General features: G+C 73.0%; 15 protein-coding genes. 7 read left to right on the forward strand and 8 right to left on the reverse strand.

The genetic code is table 11. The features are described from left to right. Positions 1–4: 4 nt before the first annotated feature. The gene (locus tag ACWFR1_RS06600) at positions 5–1,033 is read right to left on the reverse strand and encodes an aldo/keto reductase (RefSeq protein WP_453547200.1); all 1,029 of its coding nucleotides are present in this window, start codon (positions 1,031–1,033) and stop codon (positions 5–7) included. Further along, positions 1,030–1,437, reverse strand: coding sequence for a MerR family transcriptional regulator (locus ACWFR1_RS06605; RefSeq protein ID WP_453547202.1), 408 nt, complete (start codon positions 1,435–1,437; stop codon positions 1,030–1,032). The genes ACWFR1_RS06600 and ACWFR1_RS06605 overlap by 4 nt, the downstream gene beginning before the upstream one ends. Before the next feature lie 51 nt (positions 1,438–1,488). Here ACWFR1_RS06605 and ACWFR1_RS06610 point away from each other — a divergent pair, with 51 nt between their 5' ends. After that, positions 1,489–2,322, forward strand: a complete 834-nt coding sequence (locus ACWFR1_RS06610) for a serine hydrolase domain-containing protein (protein ID WP_453547204.1) — start codon at positions 1,489–1,491, stop codon at positions 2,320–2,322. A gap of 9 nt (positions 2,323–2,331) precedes the next feature. On the opposite strand, the gene ACWFR1_RS06615 is transcribed toward ACWFR1_RS06610, so the two are convergent. The 5 genes from ACWFR1_RS06615 to ACWFR1_RS06635 all read right to left on the reverse strand — a co-directional run bounded on the left by ACWFR1_RS06615 (position 2,332) and on the right by ACWFR1_RS06635 (position 8,135). Next, positions 2,332–2,931, reverse strand: coding sequence for a hypothetical protein (locus tag ACWFR1_RS06615; protein ID WP_453547207.1), 600 nt, complete (start codon positions 2,929–2,931; stop codon positions 2,332–2,334). Next, positions 2,928–4,508 carry an ATP-binding protein gene (locus ACWFR1_RS06620; protein WP_453547209.1) on the reverse strand — a complete coding sequence of 527 codons (1,581 nt, stop codon included), beginning with the start codon at positions 4,506–4,508 and terminating at the stop codon, positions 2,928–2,930. The genes ACWFR1_RS06615 and ACWFR1_RS06620 overlap by 4 nt, the downstream gene beginning before the upstream one ends. Before the next feature lie 8 nt (positions 4,509–4,516). Then, positions 4,517–5,200, reverse strand: a complete 684-nt coding sequence (locus ACWFR1_RS06625; protein WP_453547211.1) for a response regulator — start codon at positions 5,198–5,200, stop codon at positions 4,517–4,519. Between the two features lie 50 nt (positions 5,201–5,250). Then, entirely contained in the window at positions 5,251–6,870 is a 1,620-nt protein-coding gene (gene murJ, locus ACWFR1_RS06630; RefSeq protein WP_453547270.1) for a murein biosynthesis integral membrane protein MurJ, read from the reverse strand. A gap of 74 nt (positions 6,871–6,944) precedes the next feature. Then, positions 6,945–8,135: a lipid II:glycine glycyltransferase FemX gene (locus tag ACWFR1_RS06635; RefSeq protein ID WP_453547213.1), complete on the reverse strand. Its 1,191-nt coding sequence runs from the start codon at positions 8,133–8,135 to the stop codon at positions 6,945–6,947. A gap of 207 nt (positions 8,136–8,342) precedes the next feature. Here ACWFR1_RS06635 and ACWFR1_RS06640 point away from each other — a divergent pair, with 207 nt between their 5' ends. After that, entirely contained in the window at positions 8,343–9,518 is a 1,176-nt protein-coding gene (locus tag ACWFR1_RS06640) for an Ig-like domain-containing protein (protein ID WP_453547215.1), read from the forward strand. A 4-nt stretch (positions 9,519–9,522) separates the two neighbouring features. Here the strand turns inward: ACWFR1_RS06640 and ACWFR1_RS06645 are convergent, their stop codons facing one another. Next, positions 9,523–10,275 carry a pirin family protein gene (locus ACWFR1_RS06645; protein ID WP_453547217.1) on the reverse strand — a complete coding sequence of 251 codons (753 nt, stop codon included), beginning with the start codon at positions 10,273–10,275 and terminating at the stop codon, positions 9,523–9,525. A gap of 105 nt (positions 10,276–10,380) precedes the next feature. Here ACWFR1_RS06645 and fasR point away from each other — a divergent pair, with 105 nt between their 5' ends. From fasR to fabF, 5 genes are all read left to right on the forward strand, one after another. After that, positions 10,381–11,562 (forward strand): fatty acid biosynthesis transcriptional regulator FasR, encoded by a 1,182-nt coding sequence (gene fasR, locus ACWFR1_RS06650; protein ID WP_453547220.1) that lies wholly within the window; start codon positions 10,381–10,383, stop codon positions 11,560–11,562. Between the two features lie 89 nt (positions 11,563–11,651). After that, on the forward strand, positions 11,652–12,569 hold the full coding sequence (locus tag ACWFR1_RS06655; protein ID WP_453547223.1) for an ACP S-malonyltransferase: 918 nt from the start codon (positions 11,652–11,654) through the stop codon (positions 12,567–12,569). Positions 12,570–12,587: 18 nt separating this feature from the next. Further along, on the forward strand, positions 12,588–13,619 hold the full coding sequence (locus ACWFR1_RS06660) for a beta-ketoacyl-ACP synthase 3 (RefSeq protein ID WP_453547225.1): 1,032 nt from the start codon (positions 12,588–12,590) through the stop codon (positions 13,617–13,619). A gap of 58 nt (positions 13,620–13,677) precedes the next feature. Then, on the forward strand, positions 13,678–13,926 hold the full coding sequence (locus ACWFR1_RS06665; protein ID WP_453547227.1) for an acyl carrier protein: 249 nt from the start codon (positions 13,678–13,680) through the stop codon (positions 13,924–13,926). A gap of 79 nt (positions 13,927–14,005) precedes the next feature. Then, positions 14,006–15,268 (forward strand): beta-ketoacyl-ACP synthase II, encoded by a 1,263-nt coding sequence (gene fabF / locus ACWFR1_RS06670; RefSeq protein ID WP_453547229.1) that lies wholly within the window; start codon positions 14,006–14,008, stop codon positions 15,266–15,268. Positions 15,269–15,276: the final 8 nt, after the last annotated feature.

The following is a 15,276-nucleotide window of genomic DNA, read 5'->3' on the forward strand; positions in this document are numbered from 1 at the left end:
GGTGTCAGACCTCTCGGGACAGGGAGGTGGAGCTCATGTCGGGGTAGCGGTCGCCCGCCACCAGGCCCGCGATCGGTTCCAGTTCGGACAGCTCCGCCGCGGTGAGGGTGATCCGGGTGGCGGCCGCGTTCTCCTCCAGGCGGGAGCGCTTGCGGGTGCCGGGGATCGGGACGACCGTCAGGCCGTGCACGGCGGAGCGCTGCTGGACCCAGGCGAGGGCGATCTGCGCCGGGGTGGCGCCGTGCGCGGCGGCGATCTTCCGGACCGGGTCGAGCAGGGCGGCGTTCCGCTGCGCGTTCTCGCCGGTGAACCGCGGCTGGTGCCGGCGGAAGTCGCCGCCCGACAGGTCCGTGCCGGCGTCCGCGAACGCCCCCGTCAGGAAGCCCCGGCCGAGCGGCGAGTACGGCACAAGGGTCACGCCGAGCTCGGCGGCGGCGCCGACGGCGCTGCGCTCCACGTCCCGGGAGAAGAGCGACCACTCCGACTGGAGGGCGGCGATCGGGTGGACGGCGTGCGCCTCGCGCAGCTCGGGCCCGGTGACCTCGCTGAGGCCCAGGAAGCGGACCTTGCCCTCCTGGACGAGCTCGGCCATGGCGCCGACGGACTCGGCGAACGGGACCCCGGGGTCGCGGCGGTGCATGTAGTAGAGGTCGATCGTCTCGACGCCGAGCCGGCGCAGGCTGTCCTCCGCGGCCCGCTTGACGTAGGCGGGGTCGTTGCGGACGGCGCGGTACGCCGGGTCGTCGGCGCGCCGTTCGATGGCGAACTTGGTGGCGAGGGTGATCTCGTCGCGGTGGGCGGCGACGAAGGGCGCGAGGAACTCCTCGTTGGCGCCGCTCCCGTAGATGTCGGCGGTGTCGACGAGGGTGACGCCGGCCTCCAGGGCCGCGTCGAGGGTGTCGCGGGCGGCGGCCTCGTCGGTGTCGCCGTAGAACTCGCTGATGCCCATGGCGCCGAAGCCCTGGACGCCGATCTCCGGCCCTCGGCCGTCGACGGCCGAGCCGCCGAGCCGTACGGTGTCGATCCTGGTCATGTGGGTGTACCTCCGCAGACGGTCCCGTAATGGCTGATCTTGATGTCGAGCACGGCGAGCGTGTCCTGGAGTTCGGTGATCCGGGCGAGGACGTCCCGGCGGGTGGTCTCCAGGAGTTCCCGGCGTTCCTCCCGGGTGTGATCGCCCTCGCGGACGAGTTCGGCGTACCGGACCATGTCGGCGACCGGCATCCCGGTCAGCCGCAGCTTGCCGACGAAGCCCAGCCAGCCGAGGTCGCGCTCGCTGAAGCGGCGCTGGCCGGTGTGCGAGCGGTCGACGTGCGGCATCAGACCGATCCGCTCGTACCAGCGCAGGGTGTGCGCCGAGAGGCCGGTCAGGGCCGCGACCTCGCTGATGGTGTAGCTGGTGGCCGTGCCGGCGGCCGTGCTCGCGATCACGCTCATGACCCCACGCTAAAACGTTGGAGTGCACTCCAAGCAAGTAGGCTCGGCCTCATGCAGAGCAGCAGCGTGCCGAGCCTGGCGTCGATCGAGAACTGGCCCGTCCCCACCGCGGCAGCCGCCGTCGTCCGGGCGGACGGCACCCTGGCCGGGTCCCACGGCCCCACCGGGCGGCGTTTCCCGCTCGCCTCGGTCACGAAGCCGCTCGCGGCGTACGCCGTCCTCGTCGCGTACGAGGAGGGGGCGATCGACCTCGACGAGCCGGCCGGGCCCGAGGGCTCGACCGTCCGCCATCTGCTCGCCCACACCTCGGGGCTCGCCTTCGACGAGAACCGGGTCATGGCGGCGCCCGGCGCCCGCCGGATCTACTCCAACACCGGCTTCGAGGCGCTCGGCGACCACGTCGCCAAGGCCACCGGCATCCCCTTCGCCGAGTACCTCCACCAGGCGGTCCTGGAGCCGCTCGGCATGGTGTCGACGAGCCTTGAGGGCTCGCCCGCCAAGGACGGCGTGTCGACCGTCGACGACCTGGTGCGGTTCGCCGCCGAGGTGCAGGCGCCGCGGCTGCTCGACGCCCGGACCGTCCTCGACGCGATGACCGTCACCTACCCCGGTCTGACCGGGATCCTGCCCGGTTACGGGCACCAGCGGCCGAACGACTGGGGACTCGGCTTCGAGATCCGCGACGGCAAGGACCCGCACTGGACGGGCGCCACGTCCTCGCCGCGCACCTTCGGGCACTTCGGGCAGTCGGGGACCTTCCTGTGGATCGACCCGGACGCGCGGGCCGCGTGCGTGGCCCTCACCGACCGGCCCTTCGGGCCGTGGGCGGTCGAGGCCTGGCCGCCGTTCACGGACGCGGTCCTCGCGGAGCTGCGCGCTTCCTGACGGGGAGGGCTAGGGCGTGTCGGCGCAGGTGGCGGCGGGCAGGGTGCCGTCCGGGCCGGTGACGGCCACCTCCACGAGGCCGACCCGGTCCCTCGCGTAGGCGACCGTGCACACCAGCTGGCGGACGGCCTCCGCCGACAGGCCCGTGACGTCGAAAGGGACCTGCAGCCGCAGCTGCAGGCGGCTCTGCGCGCCGCCGGCCTTCTCCTGCTTGATGCGCGGAATACCGGCGCCGAGCGGCAGGGCGGTCGTGAGGCCCGCGGCGGCCTCGGTGCTGTTCGGTCCGGCGAGGAGCGCGGCGAGCACCTTGTCGTCGGCGTCGCGCAGGCGGCTCATGGCTCTGTCGCCGTCCTCGTGGTCGCCTTCCGGCTCGCCGGTCGGGAAGGGGGCCTCCGGGTCGCCGAACCCGACGTCACGGACCACCGGCATGGAGCGGCCGTCCGGTCCGACGAAGTACAGCACCATCCGGGCCTCGGGGTTCGGCGCGACGAGGACGGTCGCGGCGCCGCCCGCCTCGACGACATCGGTCCCCTGGATGCCGCAGGCGGCCAGTGGCAGGAGCCCGGCCAGGGCCGCGACGGCCGCGGCGGCCACCCGGCGGCGGGTCACAGCGGCATCCTCACGGTGAAGACGGCACCACCATCGGGATGGTTGGCGGCCTCCACGGTGCCGCCGTGGAGGTGGACGTTCTCCAGGGTGATCGCGAGGCCGAGTCCGCTGCCCGCCGAGCGCGTCCGGGCCGGGTCCGCCTTGTAGAAGCGGTCGAAGACGTGCGGCAGGACGTCGGGGTGGATGCCCGGCCCCCGGTCGGCGACCTCCGTCACGAACCGGTCCCCCTCCTCGTACACCCGGACGGTCACCGGCGCGCCGCCGTGCCGCAGCGCGTTGCCGACGAGGTTGGCGACGACGACGTCGAAGCGGCGCGGGTCGAGTCGGGCCCTGATGCCGGGGACGAGGTGCGGGACGACGGACGCGGGGTCGGTCCAGTGCCGGTTCTGGAGCGTCTTGCGGACGCAGTCGGCGGCGTCGACCTCGTCCGTGTGGAGCTCGGCGGCGCGCGCGTCGAAGCGGGAGATCTCCATCAGGTCCTCCACGAGGACGGCGAGCCGGCCGGTCTCGGCGCTGATCAGACGGACGGCGCGGGCGGTGTCGCTGTCGAGGGTCCCGGCGTCGGCGTCCTCGTCGAGGACCTCGGTGACGGCGAGCATGCCGGCGAGCGGGGTGCGCAGTTCGTGCGAGACGTCGGAGGCGAAGCGGCGGGCACGGGCCTCGGCGCGGCGGAGTTCGGCGACGGACCGTTCGAGCTCGGCGGCGGACTCGTTGAACGTCCGGGCGAGGTCGGAGAGTTCGTCGCTGCCCTTGGCGTGGATCCGGGTGTCGAGCCGGCCGCGGCCCATGTTGTGGGCGGCGAGCCGCAGTTCGCGTACGGGGCGGAGGACGCCCCGTGCGGCGAGGAGGGCGGGGATCAGGGCGACGGCGAGGGCGGGGAGGGCTCCGTCGCGGGCGGCCGTGACCATCGCCTCGATGTTGGCCTCCTCCTCGTCGAGTTCCATGACCGCGTAGTAGACGAGGCCGGTGGGCCGGGCCGCGTCCTGCGCCGAGAAGACGTGGAAGAGGGCGGGGACGGCCATCGTCAGGTACGGGACGCCGTTCTTGACGACGCGCTGGAAGCCGGCGTGCGGGGCTGCGCCGGCCTCGTTGGCCCGGGCCCGCAGTTCGGGGGTGATGACGGAGGAGGTGGGACGGTCGGTGGAGGAGACCCGGAGCGTGCTGCCGTACTCGGCGTAGACGCGCCAGGGGCGGGGCTTCCCCTGCCGGGCGATCAGGAGGACGTGGCTCCGCAGGGTGTCCGCCTCGGGCGGCAGGGTGACGCTGAGGGCCTCGACCTGCTCGCGGAAGGCGGAGACGGCGGTGTCCTGGGTCTGCTCCAGGACGGCGTTGCGGGCGGCCCGGTAGGTGAGGGCGGCGGTGGTGCCGCAGCCGACGGCCGCGACCAGCAGGAACGACAGGACGAGCCGGGTGCGCAGGCCGAAGGGACGCGGGCGGGAGCGGCGGGCTCTCCTCCCGCGCCAGGACTCCGGTGCGGCGGCGGAGCCGTCGGTACGCCCGTGCCCGGCCCGCTCGTGCCCGGCCCGCGTCTCCGCCCCCGTTCCCAGGCCCGTCTCCGGGTCCGCCCCGGCGGCCACACAGGTCTTCACAGGGGTCCGAAGCGGTAGCCGAAGCCGCGCAGCGTCTGGATGTAGCGGGGTTCGCCGGGGGTGTCCTCGATCTTGTTGCGCAGTCTGCGGACGCAGGCGTCGACCAGCCGGGCGTCGCCGTGGTAGCTGTGCTCCCAGACGTGTTCGAGGAGCTGCTGTCTGCTGAAGACCTGCTCGGGGGCGGCCGTGAGGTGGAGCAGCAGCTTCAGCTCGGAGGGGGCGAGGGCGAGCCGCTCCCCCGCCTTGGCGACGGTGAGTCCGGCCCGGTCGACGGCGAGCTGTCCGTGGAACTCGACGGCCGGGCGGCCCGTGCCTGGCTCCTCGATGCGCCGCAGCACGGCCCGTATCCGCGCCTCGATGACCTCGGTACGGGCTGGCTTGACGATGTAGTCGTCGGCGCCGGCCTCCAGGCCGATGACGACGTCGAAGTCGTCGCCGCGGGCGGTGAGCATGATGATCGGCAGCTGGCTGCTCTCCCGGACCCGGTGGCAGACCTGGACGCCGTTCATGCCGGGGAGCATCAGGTCGAGGAGGAGCAGGTCCGGCCGGAACTCCGCGAGGGCCTCCAGGCCGGCCTCCCCGGTGGCCGCGGTCCGCACCTCGTGCCCGCGGCGGCGCAGCCCGAGCTCGACGCCCTCGCGGACGGAGGGGTCGTCTTCTATGAGGAGCACGCGGGGCATCTGTGGAGTATCCCAGGATCGTTCGGGGCCCCCGAGGTGGGGGCGGGAGGTCAGCCCCGGTGCGCGAGAGCGCGGAGGCGGGTGGTGGCGGTGGTGAGGAGGGACCGTACCTCGACGAGGTGGAGGGGGCGGGCGAGGAGGGCGAAGACGGTGAGGACGGTGAGGCCGCCGGCGAGCCCGGCGGCGACGGCCCCGGCCGCGCCCGTCAGGTCGGCGACGAACAGGCCGTACCCGGCGGCGGGGACGGCGGCGACGAGGAGCCGGGCGAGCGCGGAGCCCGCGCCGCCGCTCTCCCCGGCTCCCGCCGCGCCGGGGGCGGCCTCCCCGGACGTGGCCCCGGCTCCTGCCGCGTCGGTGCCGCCCCGCAGCCGTCGCCCGAGGACGTACGCCGTGAGGCCCCAGCCGGCCCACAGGGCGAGCGAGTAGCCGGCGGCCATGCCCGCGACGGCCCAGTGCGTCGGGAGGTAGTGGTACGCGGCCAGGGAGAGTCCGGCGTTGAGGCCCGCGATCACCAGGTTGAGGAGGAACGGCGTACGGGTGTCGCGCAGGGCGTAGAAGGCGCGGGTGCACACGTACTGGCCGGAGAGGGCGACGAGGCCGGGCGCGAAGGCCATCAGGATCCAGGACATCGCCCGGATGTCGTCGCCGTCGGTCGCCCCGTACCGGAAGACCACCGTCATCAGCGGGACGGCGAGCGCGAGGAGCGCGCAGGCCGCCGGGACGACCGCCGCCGCGCTGGTCCGCTGCGCGTACGCGACGTCCCGGCGGACGCCCGCGAGGTCGCCGTCGGCGGCGGCGCCGCTCATCCGGGGCAGCAGCGCGGTGACGAGGGAGACGGTGATGATGCCGTGCGGGACGCTCCACAGGAGGTAGGCGTTGTTGTACGCGGCGAGGCCGCCGCCGCCGGACGTGCCGGTACCCGCGGAGGTGGCGAGCCAGGTGGTCACCCAGTACGCGCCCTGGTTCGTGAGGACGAGCAGCACCAGCCAGCCGGCGGCGCGCAGCGGCGCGGCGAGGCCGCTGCCGCGGAAGTCGAGGCGGGGGCGCCAGCGGAAGCCGGCGGCGCGGAGCGAGGGCACGAGGGCGAGGGCCTGGAGGGCGATGCCGGCGGTGGTGCCCCAGCCGAGGAGCGCGGTCTCGCCGGAGGTGAGCTCGCCGCCGTCGCCGACGACGAGGAAGAGGCCGAAGACGGCGACGACGACCACGTTGTTGAGGACGGGGGTCCACATCATGGCGCCGAACCGGCCACGGGCGTTGAGGACCTGCCCGAGGAGGGTGAAGAGCCCGAGGAAGAGGATCTGCGGCAGGCAGGCCCGCGCGAAGGCGACCGTCATCCCGCGCTGCGCGCCGGTGTAGTCGGTGTACGTGTCGACGATCAGCGGCGCGGCGAACACGGCGGCCGCCGTGAGGACGGTGAGGGCGAGCGCGCAGAGGGTGAGGAGCCGGTCGGTGTAGGCGACTCCGCCGTCCTCGTGTTCTTTGGCGGCCCTGACCAGTTCGGGGACGAAGACGGCGTTGAGGGCGCCGCCGAGGAGCAGCATGTAGATGATGGTGGGGACGGAGTTGCCCACCGCGTAGCCGTCGGCGACGGCGGCCGCGCCGAGCGCGGCGGCGACGACGGAGGCCCGGACGAAGCCGGTGGCGCGGGAGACGAGCGAGCCCGCCGCCATGAGCGCGCCGCTGCGGAGCGCGGAGGGGGCCTTCGTCTTCGGGCGCTCGGCGGTGAGCGTGGCGGCCGGGCTCGTCACCGGCGGGCCAGATACGCCTGGAAGGCGCGGAACAGCGCCTGGTTGGTCGTGCCCTGCATCGGAATCTCCCACTCCCCCAGCGTCTCGACGACCTGTCCGCCCGTGCCGAGCTTCCAGCGCAGGAGCCCGTGGGCGCGGTCGCCCGGATCGAGGGTGGAGGGTACCCCGCGGAGGTCGTAGACGGCGGCGCCGAGGGCGTGGGCGTCGAGCATCATGCGCCACTGGAGGGCGTTGGAGGGGCGGACCTCGCGGCGGTGGTCGGCGGAGGCGCCGGTCTGGTACCAGACGCGGGCGCCGACGGTGACCATGGTGTGGGCCGCGAGTATCTCGCCCTCGTGGCGGGCGAGGTAGAGCCGCATGCGGCCGGGCTGTTCGGCGTTGAGGACGGCGTACTGGCGCTCGTAGTAGGCGAGGGAGCGGCCGAGACGGAAGCCGTCGCGCTCCTCGGTGATGCGGAGCAGCCGGTAGAACTCGGGCAGGTCGGCGGCGGAGCCGATGGTGATCTCCACGCCGGACTTGCCGGCCTTGCGGACGTTGCGCCGCCACTCCTGGTTGAGGCCCGACCAGAGGTCGTCGGTGGAGCGGCCGGCGAGCGGGACCTGGAAGACGTGCCGGGGCTGGGCGTCGGCGCCGTTCTCGGAGTCGCCGCCGCACTTGCGCCAGCCGCGGGCGCGGAGGCGTTCGGCGACGACGGTGCCGAGCGGGTCGACCTCGTCGGCGAGGACGTCGGCGAGGCGGCGGCCGGGGCCGGTGGCGGCCTTGGCGGTGGCGGCGCTCCAGCGGCGGTACGCGGGGCCGGGGCCCATGCGTACAGCGAAGACGCCGGAGGCGCGGAGGTGCGTGAGGAGCGGGGTGAGCCAGCCGTCCATGTCGGGGTCGGACCAGTCGGCGACGGGTCCCTCGGGGAGGTAGGCGAAGTACTTGCGGGTGCCGGGGAACTGGCGGAGCAGGACGAGGGCGACGCCCGTGAGGTCGCCGGACTCCGGGCCCCAGCCGAGGAGTTGGTGCCCCCAGCCGTCCTTCACCTGAGCCCAGGAGGGGAGTTGGAGGAAGCTGGGTCCGTCCGCTCCGGTTGCCCGGGAGGCGAGGAACGCGCGGTACGTCTCGGGGGTCACGGGGCCGAGCCTGACCGGGCCCGCGGGGGCACGGCGGTCGGTGGGTGCGGCCGTCACGAGCAGCGCTGACACAACGGGAGCCTCCTGGTTCCGCCCCTCGGTCGTGGGGCGCACAGCAGGCTCACAGCCGAATTCGACGGAGTCGCGCGGTCATTGTGACCGGACGATGACGGTTGCGCCGCAGCCCTCGTCACACGGGCTTCCGGCGGCCCGCGGGGCGGCCGGGCGGCTTACAGTCCGGAACATCCCCCTTTCCTTCCCTCTCCGCGGAGGTCTTCCGTGCTGCCGATACGCACATCCCGTTCTCTTCTCGCGGCCGTCGCGCTGGGCGTCTCGCTCACCGCCTGCTCCGCCCAGGCGGCGAGCGGCCCCGGCCCGTCGACGACGCGGGGCCCCGCGTCGGCGGCGGCCCCGGCGAAGGTGACCGTCGTGGATCCGGCGGCCGGCCGCCCGGTCTCGGTGACCGCGTCGGGCGGCACGCTCGCGACGGTGAAGGTCGCCGACGCGGAGGGCGGCGTCCTCACCGGCCGTACGGGGTCGGGCGGGACGAGCTGGATCTCGGACCGCAAGGCGGTGCCGGGTACCTCGTACACGGTGGAGGTGGTCTCCCGTACCGCCGACGGCAAGGAGGCGACGACCCGGTCCTCCTTCGAGACGGCGGAGCCGAAGGAGGTCAACAAGCTGACGCTGGCGCCCGGCAAGAACACGACGGTGGGCGTCGGGCACCCCCTGTCGATCGTCTTCGACCTGCCGGTGACGCGGAAGGCGGACGTGGAGCGGCAGTTGAAGGTCACCACCTCGAACGCCACCGAGGGCTCCTGGGGCTGGGTGAAGGACTACTCGGGCCGGGACAGGGCGGACTGGCGGCCCCGGGAGTACTGGAAGCCCGGCACGAAGGTCACCCTCGAAGCGGACCTCGACGGCACCGACTCGGGCGGCGGCTGGTTCGTACGGGACTACCGCACCGGCTTCACCGTCGGCGCCGCGCAGGTCGTCAAGGTCGACCTGGACCGGCAGAAGCTGACCGTGGAGCGGGACGGGCGCGCGGTGCGCACGATCCCCGTGTCCGGCGGCACCCCGGGCGGCGACAAGCGGTCCTGGCGGGGCACGGCGGTCCTGATGGCGAAGGAGGGCACCATCAACATGAACTCGGAGACGGTGGGCCTCGGCGACGCCTACGACAAGATGGTCGACTACTCGATGCGGCTGACCTGGTCGGGCATGTACGCGCACGCGGCCCCGTGGAACGCGCCGTACTTCGGCAGGGCCAACAAGAGCTCGGGCTGCATCGGCATGAGCGACGAGAACGCCGCGTCGTTCTACGCCCAGGTCAACGTCGGCGACCCCTTCGAGATCACCGGCCGCGACACCAAGGGCACGGTCGCGGAGGGCAACGGCTACGGGGCGTGGAACCTGAGCTGGGCGCAGTGGAAGGCGAAGAGCGCCCTCGCCTGAAGGATCAGCCCGCGGCCAGGCCCTTGCGCCAGTCCCTCATCTCCCAGATCAGGACCTCCGCGCCGGTCGTCGCGAGGAGCGTGTGCCCCTCGGCGTCGGTGATCCGGGCGGCGTCGCCGGGGCGGAGCTCGCGGTCGGCGGCGCTGTCACTGTCGCCGCCGCTGCCGCTGCCGCTGTCACCTTCGCCGCCGCCGTCACCGTCGTCGCCGTCGCCGTCGAGACGGACCGTGCCGCGTACGACGTGGACGTACGCGAAGTCGGCGTCCGGTACGGCGGCGCGGGTGCCCGGCTCCAGGCGGTGGACGTGCAGCCGCGCGTCCGCCTCCGGCAGGTCGTACGCCCCGTCGAGCGCGCGCACCACCTCGTACGAGGGCTCCCCGCCCGGTGTCAGCGGTGCGAGCCACATCTGCACGAAGACCAGGGGGACGCCGGCGTCGTTGCGCTCGACGTGCCGGACGCCCCCGGCTGAGCCGAGCCGCTGGAGGTCGCCAGGGCGGACGACGGTGGTGTGCCCGGCCGTGTCGTGGTGGGTGAGCTCGCCCTCGACGACCCAGGTGACGATCTCGGTGTGGCTGTGCGGGTGCTCGTCGAAGCCCGCGCCGGGCGCGAGCCGCTCCTCGTTGCAGGCAAGGAGCGCGCCGAAGCGGAGGTTGTCGGGGTCGTAGTACGGCCCGAAGGAGAGGGCGTGCCGGGTCTCGATCCCGGCCGCCGGGTCGCCCCCGGGATACCGCTGCTCCGCCCGCTGGATGCGTGTCACGGTACGTACGGTAGTGCGGACCTCGGCCCGGCCCGACGACCGGGCCCGGGGACGAATCCGCCCCGCCCCCGCATGTCGGCGCCCCGATAAGGCAGTCTTGTCCCCGTGCCAGAACCCACGAACGCCGCTCATCCCCACGCCGCGACCCTGAAGCGCCTCGAACAGTCCTCCGGGAGGCTCGCCGCCGGCGCCATCGCCCGCATGGACGAGACGCTGCCGTGGTACCGGGCGATGCCGCCGGAGAACCGTTCGTGGATCGGTCTGGTCGCCCAGGCCGGTATCGCCGCGTTCACCGAGTGGTTCCGGCACCCCGAGACGCCGCAGGCGATCTCGACGGACGTCTTCGGCACGGCGCCCCGCGAGCTGACCCGGGCGATCACCCTGCGCCAGACCGTGGAGATGGTCCGCACCACGATCGAGGTCATGGAGTCGGCGATCGAGGAGGTCGCCGCCCCCGGCGACGAGTCCGTGCTCCGCGAGGCGCTGCTCGTCTACGCCCGGGAGATCGCCTTCGCCACCGCCCAGGTGTACGCGCAGGCCGCCGAGGCCCGGGGCGCGTGGGACGCGCGCCTGGAGTCGCTCGTGGTGAACGCGGTGCTCTCCGGCGAGGCCGACGAGGGCGCCGTCTCCCGGGCCGCCGCCCTCGGCTGGAACTCCCCCGACCATGTCTGCGTGATCCTCGGCACCGCGCCCGACGGGGACAGCGAGCTGACCGTGGAGGCGATCCGGCGGGCCGCCCGGCACGCCAAGCTCCAGGTCCTCACCGGCGTCCTCGGCAACCGGCTCGTCGTCATCGCCGGCGGCAACGACAACCCCCTCGCCGTGGCGAAGTCGCTGATCGGACCGTACGCGCCGGGTCCGGTCGTGGCCGGTCCCGTCGTACCCGACCTGCTGGCGGCGACCCGCTCCGCGCAGGCCGCCGCGGCCGGCCTCAAGGCGGGTCTCGCCTGGCAGGACGCGCCCCGCCCGGTCCTGGCGGACGATCTCCTCCCGGAGCGCGCCATCGCCTCCGACCCTTCGGCGCGCGAGCAGCTGGTGGAGGAGATCTACAGACCGCTGGAGGAGGCCGGCTCGGCGCTCCTGGAGACGCTGAGCGTCTATCTGGAGCAGGCGAGCAGTCTCGAAGGCGCGGCACGGATGCTGTTCGTGCACCCCAACACCGTGCGCTACCGGCTTCGACGTGTGACCGACGTCACCGGCTGGTCACCCTCTGATGTCCGCTCCGCGTTCACGCTGCGGATCGCGCTCATTCTGGGACGCTTGGCCGACGGGGATACCCAGTCCTAGACTTTTGTCGAAGACCAACAATTCCCCCGACGGTTCTTCGTCCTTGTCCTCACGGGCGCCGGGAGCCGTCCCCAAGAGAGAGTGTGAGGGTGCTCGTACTCGTCGCTCCCGGCCAAGGCGCCCAGACGCCCGGCTTCCTGACTCCCTGGCTCGAACTCCCCGGTGCCGCCGACCGCATCGCGGCGTGGTCCGAGGCCATCGGGCTCGACCTCGCTCACTACGGCACGAAGGCCGACGCGGACGAGATCCGTGACACCGCGGTGGCCCAGCCCCTGCTCGTCGCCGCCGGCCTGCTCTCGGCCGCCGCCCTCGGCGAGGTGGCCCCTGGCGCCGTCGCCGGTCACAGCGTCGGCGAGTTCACCGCCGCCGCCTTCGCGGGTGTCCTCGACGACACCGCCGCGCTGCGTCTCGTCCGTACCCGTGGTCTCGCGATGGCCGAGGCCGCCGCGATCACCGCGACCGGTATGTCGGCGCTGCTCGGCGGCGACCCCGAGGTGACCGTCCCGCACCTGGAGAAGCTCGGCCTGACCGCGGCCAACGTGAACGGCGCGGGCCAGATCGTGGCCGCCGGCACGCTGGAGCAGCTGGCCGCCCTGGAGGCGGACAAGCCGGAAGGCGTCCGCCGGGTCGTCGCGCTCAAGGTCGCCGGCGCGTTCCACACGCACCACATGGCGCCCGCCGTCGCGAAGCTGGAGGAGGCGGCCGCCGAGCTGTCCCCGGCCGACCCGACCGTGACGTATGTCTCCAACAAGGACGGGCAGACCGTCGGCACCGGCGCCGAGGTCCTCGCGCGTCTGGTCGGCCAGGTCGCCAACCCGGTCCGCTGGGACCTGTGCATGGAGACCTTCCAGGGCCTCGGCGCGACCGCCCTGATCGAGGTCTGCCCCGGCGGCACCCTCACCGGGATCGCCAAGCGCGCGCTGCCGGGCGTGGCCACCGTCGCCCTCAAGACCCCCGACGACCTCGACGCGGCCCGTACGCTCATCGCCGAGCACGCGGCCGTCTGAGAAGGAGTGTCGAGAAGCATGTCGAAGATCAAGCCCAGCAAGGGCGCCCCGTACGCGCGGATCCTGGGTGTCGGTGGCTACCGCCCGACCCGGGTCGTGCCGAACGAGGTGATCCTCGAGACGATCGACTCGTCCGACGAGTGGATCCGCTCGCGCTCCGGCATCTCCACCCGCCACTGGGCGTCCCCCGAGGAGACCGTCACCGCCATGTCGGTGGAGGCCTCCGGCAAGGCCATCGCCGACGCCGGGATCACCCCGGAGCAGATCGGTGCCGTCATCGTCTCCACGGTGTCGCACTTCAAGCAGACCCCGGCCGTGGCCACCGAGATCGCCGACAAGGTCGGCGCCGGGAACCCCGCCGCGTTCGACATCTCCGCCGGCTGCGCGGGCTTCGGCTACGGCCTGACGCTCGCCAAGGGCATGATCGTCGAGGGTTCGGCGGAGTACGTCCTGGTCATCGGTGTCGAGCGGCTCAGCGACCTGACGGATCTGGAGGACCGCGCGACGGCCTTCCTGTTCGGCGACGGCGCCGGTGCCGTGATCGTGGGCCCCTCGGACGAGCCGCACATCGGCCCGACCGTCTGGGGCTCCGAGGGCGACAAGTCCGAGACGATCAAGCAGACCGTGCCGTGGAACGAGTTCCACGCCGGTGACACGTCGAAGCTGCCCCTCAACGAGGCCGGCGAGATCAAGTTCCCCGCCATCACGCAGGAGGGTCAGGCGGTCTTCCGCTGGGCCGTCTTCGAGATGGCGAAGGTCGCCCAGCAGGCCCTGGACGCCGCCGGCATCACGGCGGACGACCTGGACGTCTTCATCCCGCACCAGGCGAACATGCGGATCATCGACTCGATGGTGAAGACTCTGAAGCTGCCGGAGCACGTGACGGTCGCCCGTGACGTGGAGACCACCGGCAACACCTCGGCCGCCTCGATCCCGCTCGCGATGGAGCGGCTCCTGGCGACCGGGAAGGCGAAGAGCGGCGACACCGCGCTCGTCATCGGCTTCGGGGCGGGTCTCGTCTACGCCGCGACGGTCGTTACCCTCCCCTAGGCACACCGGATCCTCCGGAAGCCCCTTTACCGAAGTAACAGCAAGAAGGAGCACCACTATGGCCGCCACCCAGGAAGAGATCCTCAAGGGCCTCGCCGAGATCGTCAACGAGATCGCCGGCATCCCGGTCGAGGACGTCCAGCTGGACAAGTCCTTCACCGACGACCTGGACGTCGACTCCCTGTCCATGGTCGAGGTCGTCGTCGCCGCCGAGGAGCGCTTCGAGGTCAAGATCCCGGACGAGGACGTCAAGAACCTCAAGACGGTCGGCGACGCTGCCGACTACATCCTGAAGCACCAGGCCTGATTCGGCCCCTGCTGACTCGGTCCGCCACCCGGCGGTGGCGCCGTATTCCGACCATCACACACATGGAGAACGAATTCCTGTGAGCTCGACCAATCGCACCGTGGTCGTCACCGGTATCGGCGCAACCACACCGCTGGGTGGCGACTCCGCGTCGACCTGGGAAGGTCTTCTCGCGGGGCGCTCCGGCGTCAGGCCCCTCGAGGGCGAGCGCTTCGCGGAGCTGCCCGTCAAGATCGCCGCGACGATCGCCGTCGAACCCGGTGACGTCCTGCCCCGCCCGCTCGCCCGCAAGCTGGACCGCTCGGCGCAGTTCGCGCTGATCGCGGCCCGCGAGGCCTGGGCCGACGCGGGCTACACCGCCCCCGCCGGCGAGGACGAGAAGATCGCGCCCGAGCGGCTCGGTTCCGTCATCGCCTCCGGCATCGGCGGTGTCACCACGCTGCTCGACCAGTACGACGTGCTGAAGGAGAAGGGCGTTCGCCGCGTCTCCCCGCACACCGTGCCCATGCTCATGCCCAACAGCCCCTCCGCCAACGTGGGTCTGGAGGTGAACGCCCGGGCGGGCGTCCACACCCCGGTCTCCGCGTGCGCGTCGGGTGCCGAGGCGATCGGCTACGCCGTCGAGATGATCCGTACCGGCCGGGCCGACGTGGTCGTCGCCGGCGGTACCGAGGCCGCGATCCACCCGCTGCCGATCGCCGCCTTCGCCAACATGATGGCGATGTCCAAGAACAACGACGAGCCGACGAAGGCCTCGCGTCCGTACGACACGGGCCGTGACGGCTTCGTCCTCGGCGAGGGCGCGGGCGTCGTCATCCTGGAGTCCGAGGAGCACGCGAAGGCGCGCGGCGCGCGCGTCTACTGCGAGGTCCTCGGCCAGGGCCTGTCGGCCGACAGCCACCACATCGCGCAGCCCGAGCCGACCGGCCGGGGCATCGCCGCCGCGATGCAGAACCTGCTCGACGCGACGGACCTCAAGCCCTCCGAGGTCGTCCACCTCAACGCGCACGCCACGTCGACGCCGCAGGGCGACGTCGCCGAGATCAAGGCGCTGCGGAAGGTCCTGGGCGAGGACCTCGACCACGTCGCGATCTCCGCGACCAAGTCGATGACCGGTCATCTCCTGGGCGGCGCGGGCGGCATCGAGACCGTCGCCACGGTCCTGGCGCTCCACAACCGCCTGGCCCCGCCGACGATCAACATCGACGAGCTGGACCCCGAGGTCGACGCGGACATCGTCCGCGGCGAGCCCCGCCCGCTCCCCCAGGGCACGATCGCCGCGATCAACAACTCGTTCGGCTTCGGCGGCCACAACGTGGTCCTGGCGTTCCGCACGGTCTGATCCCGCAC

It is taken from the genome of Streptomyces sp. NPDC055103, assembly GCF_053607625.1.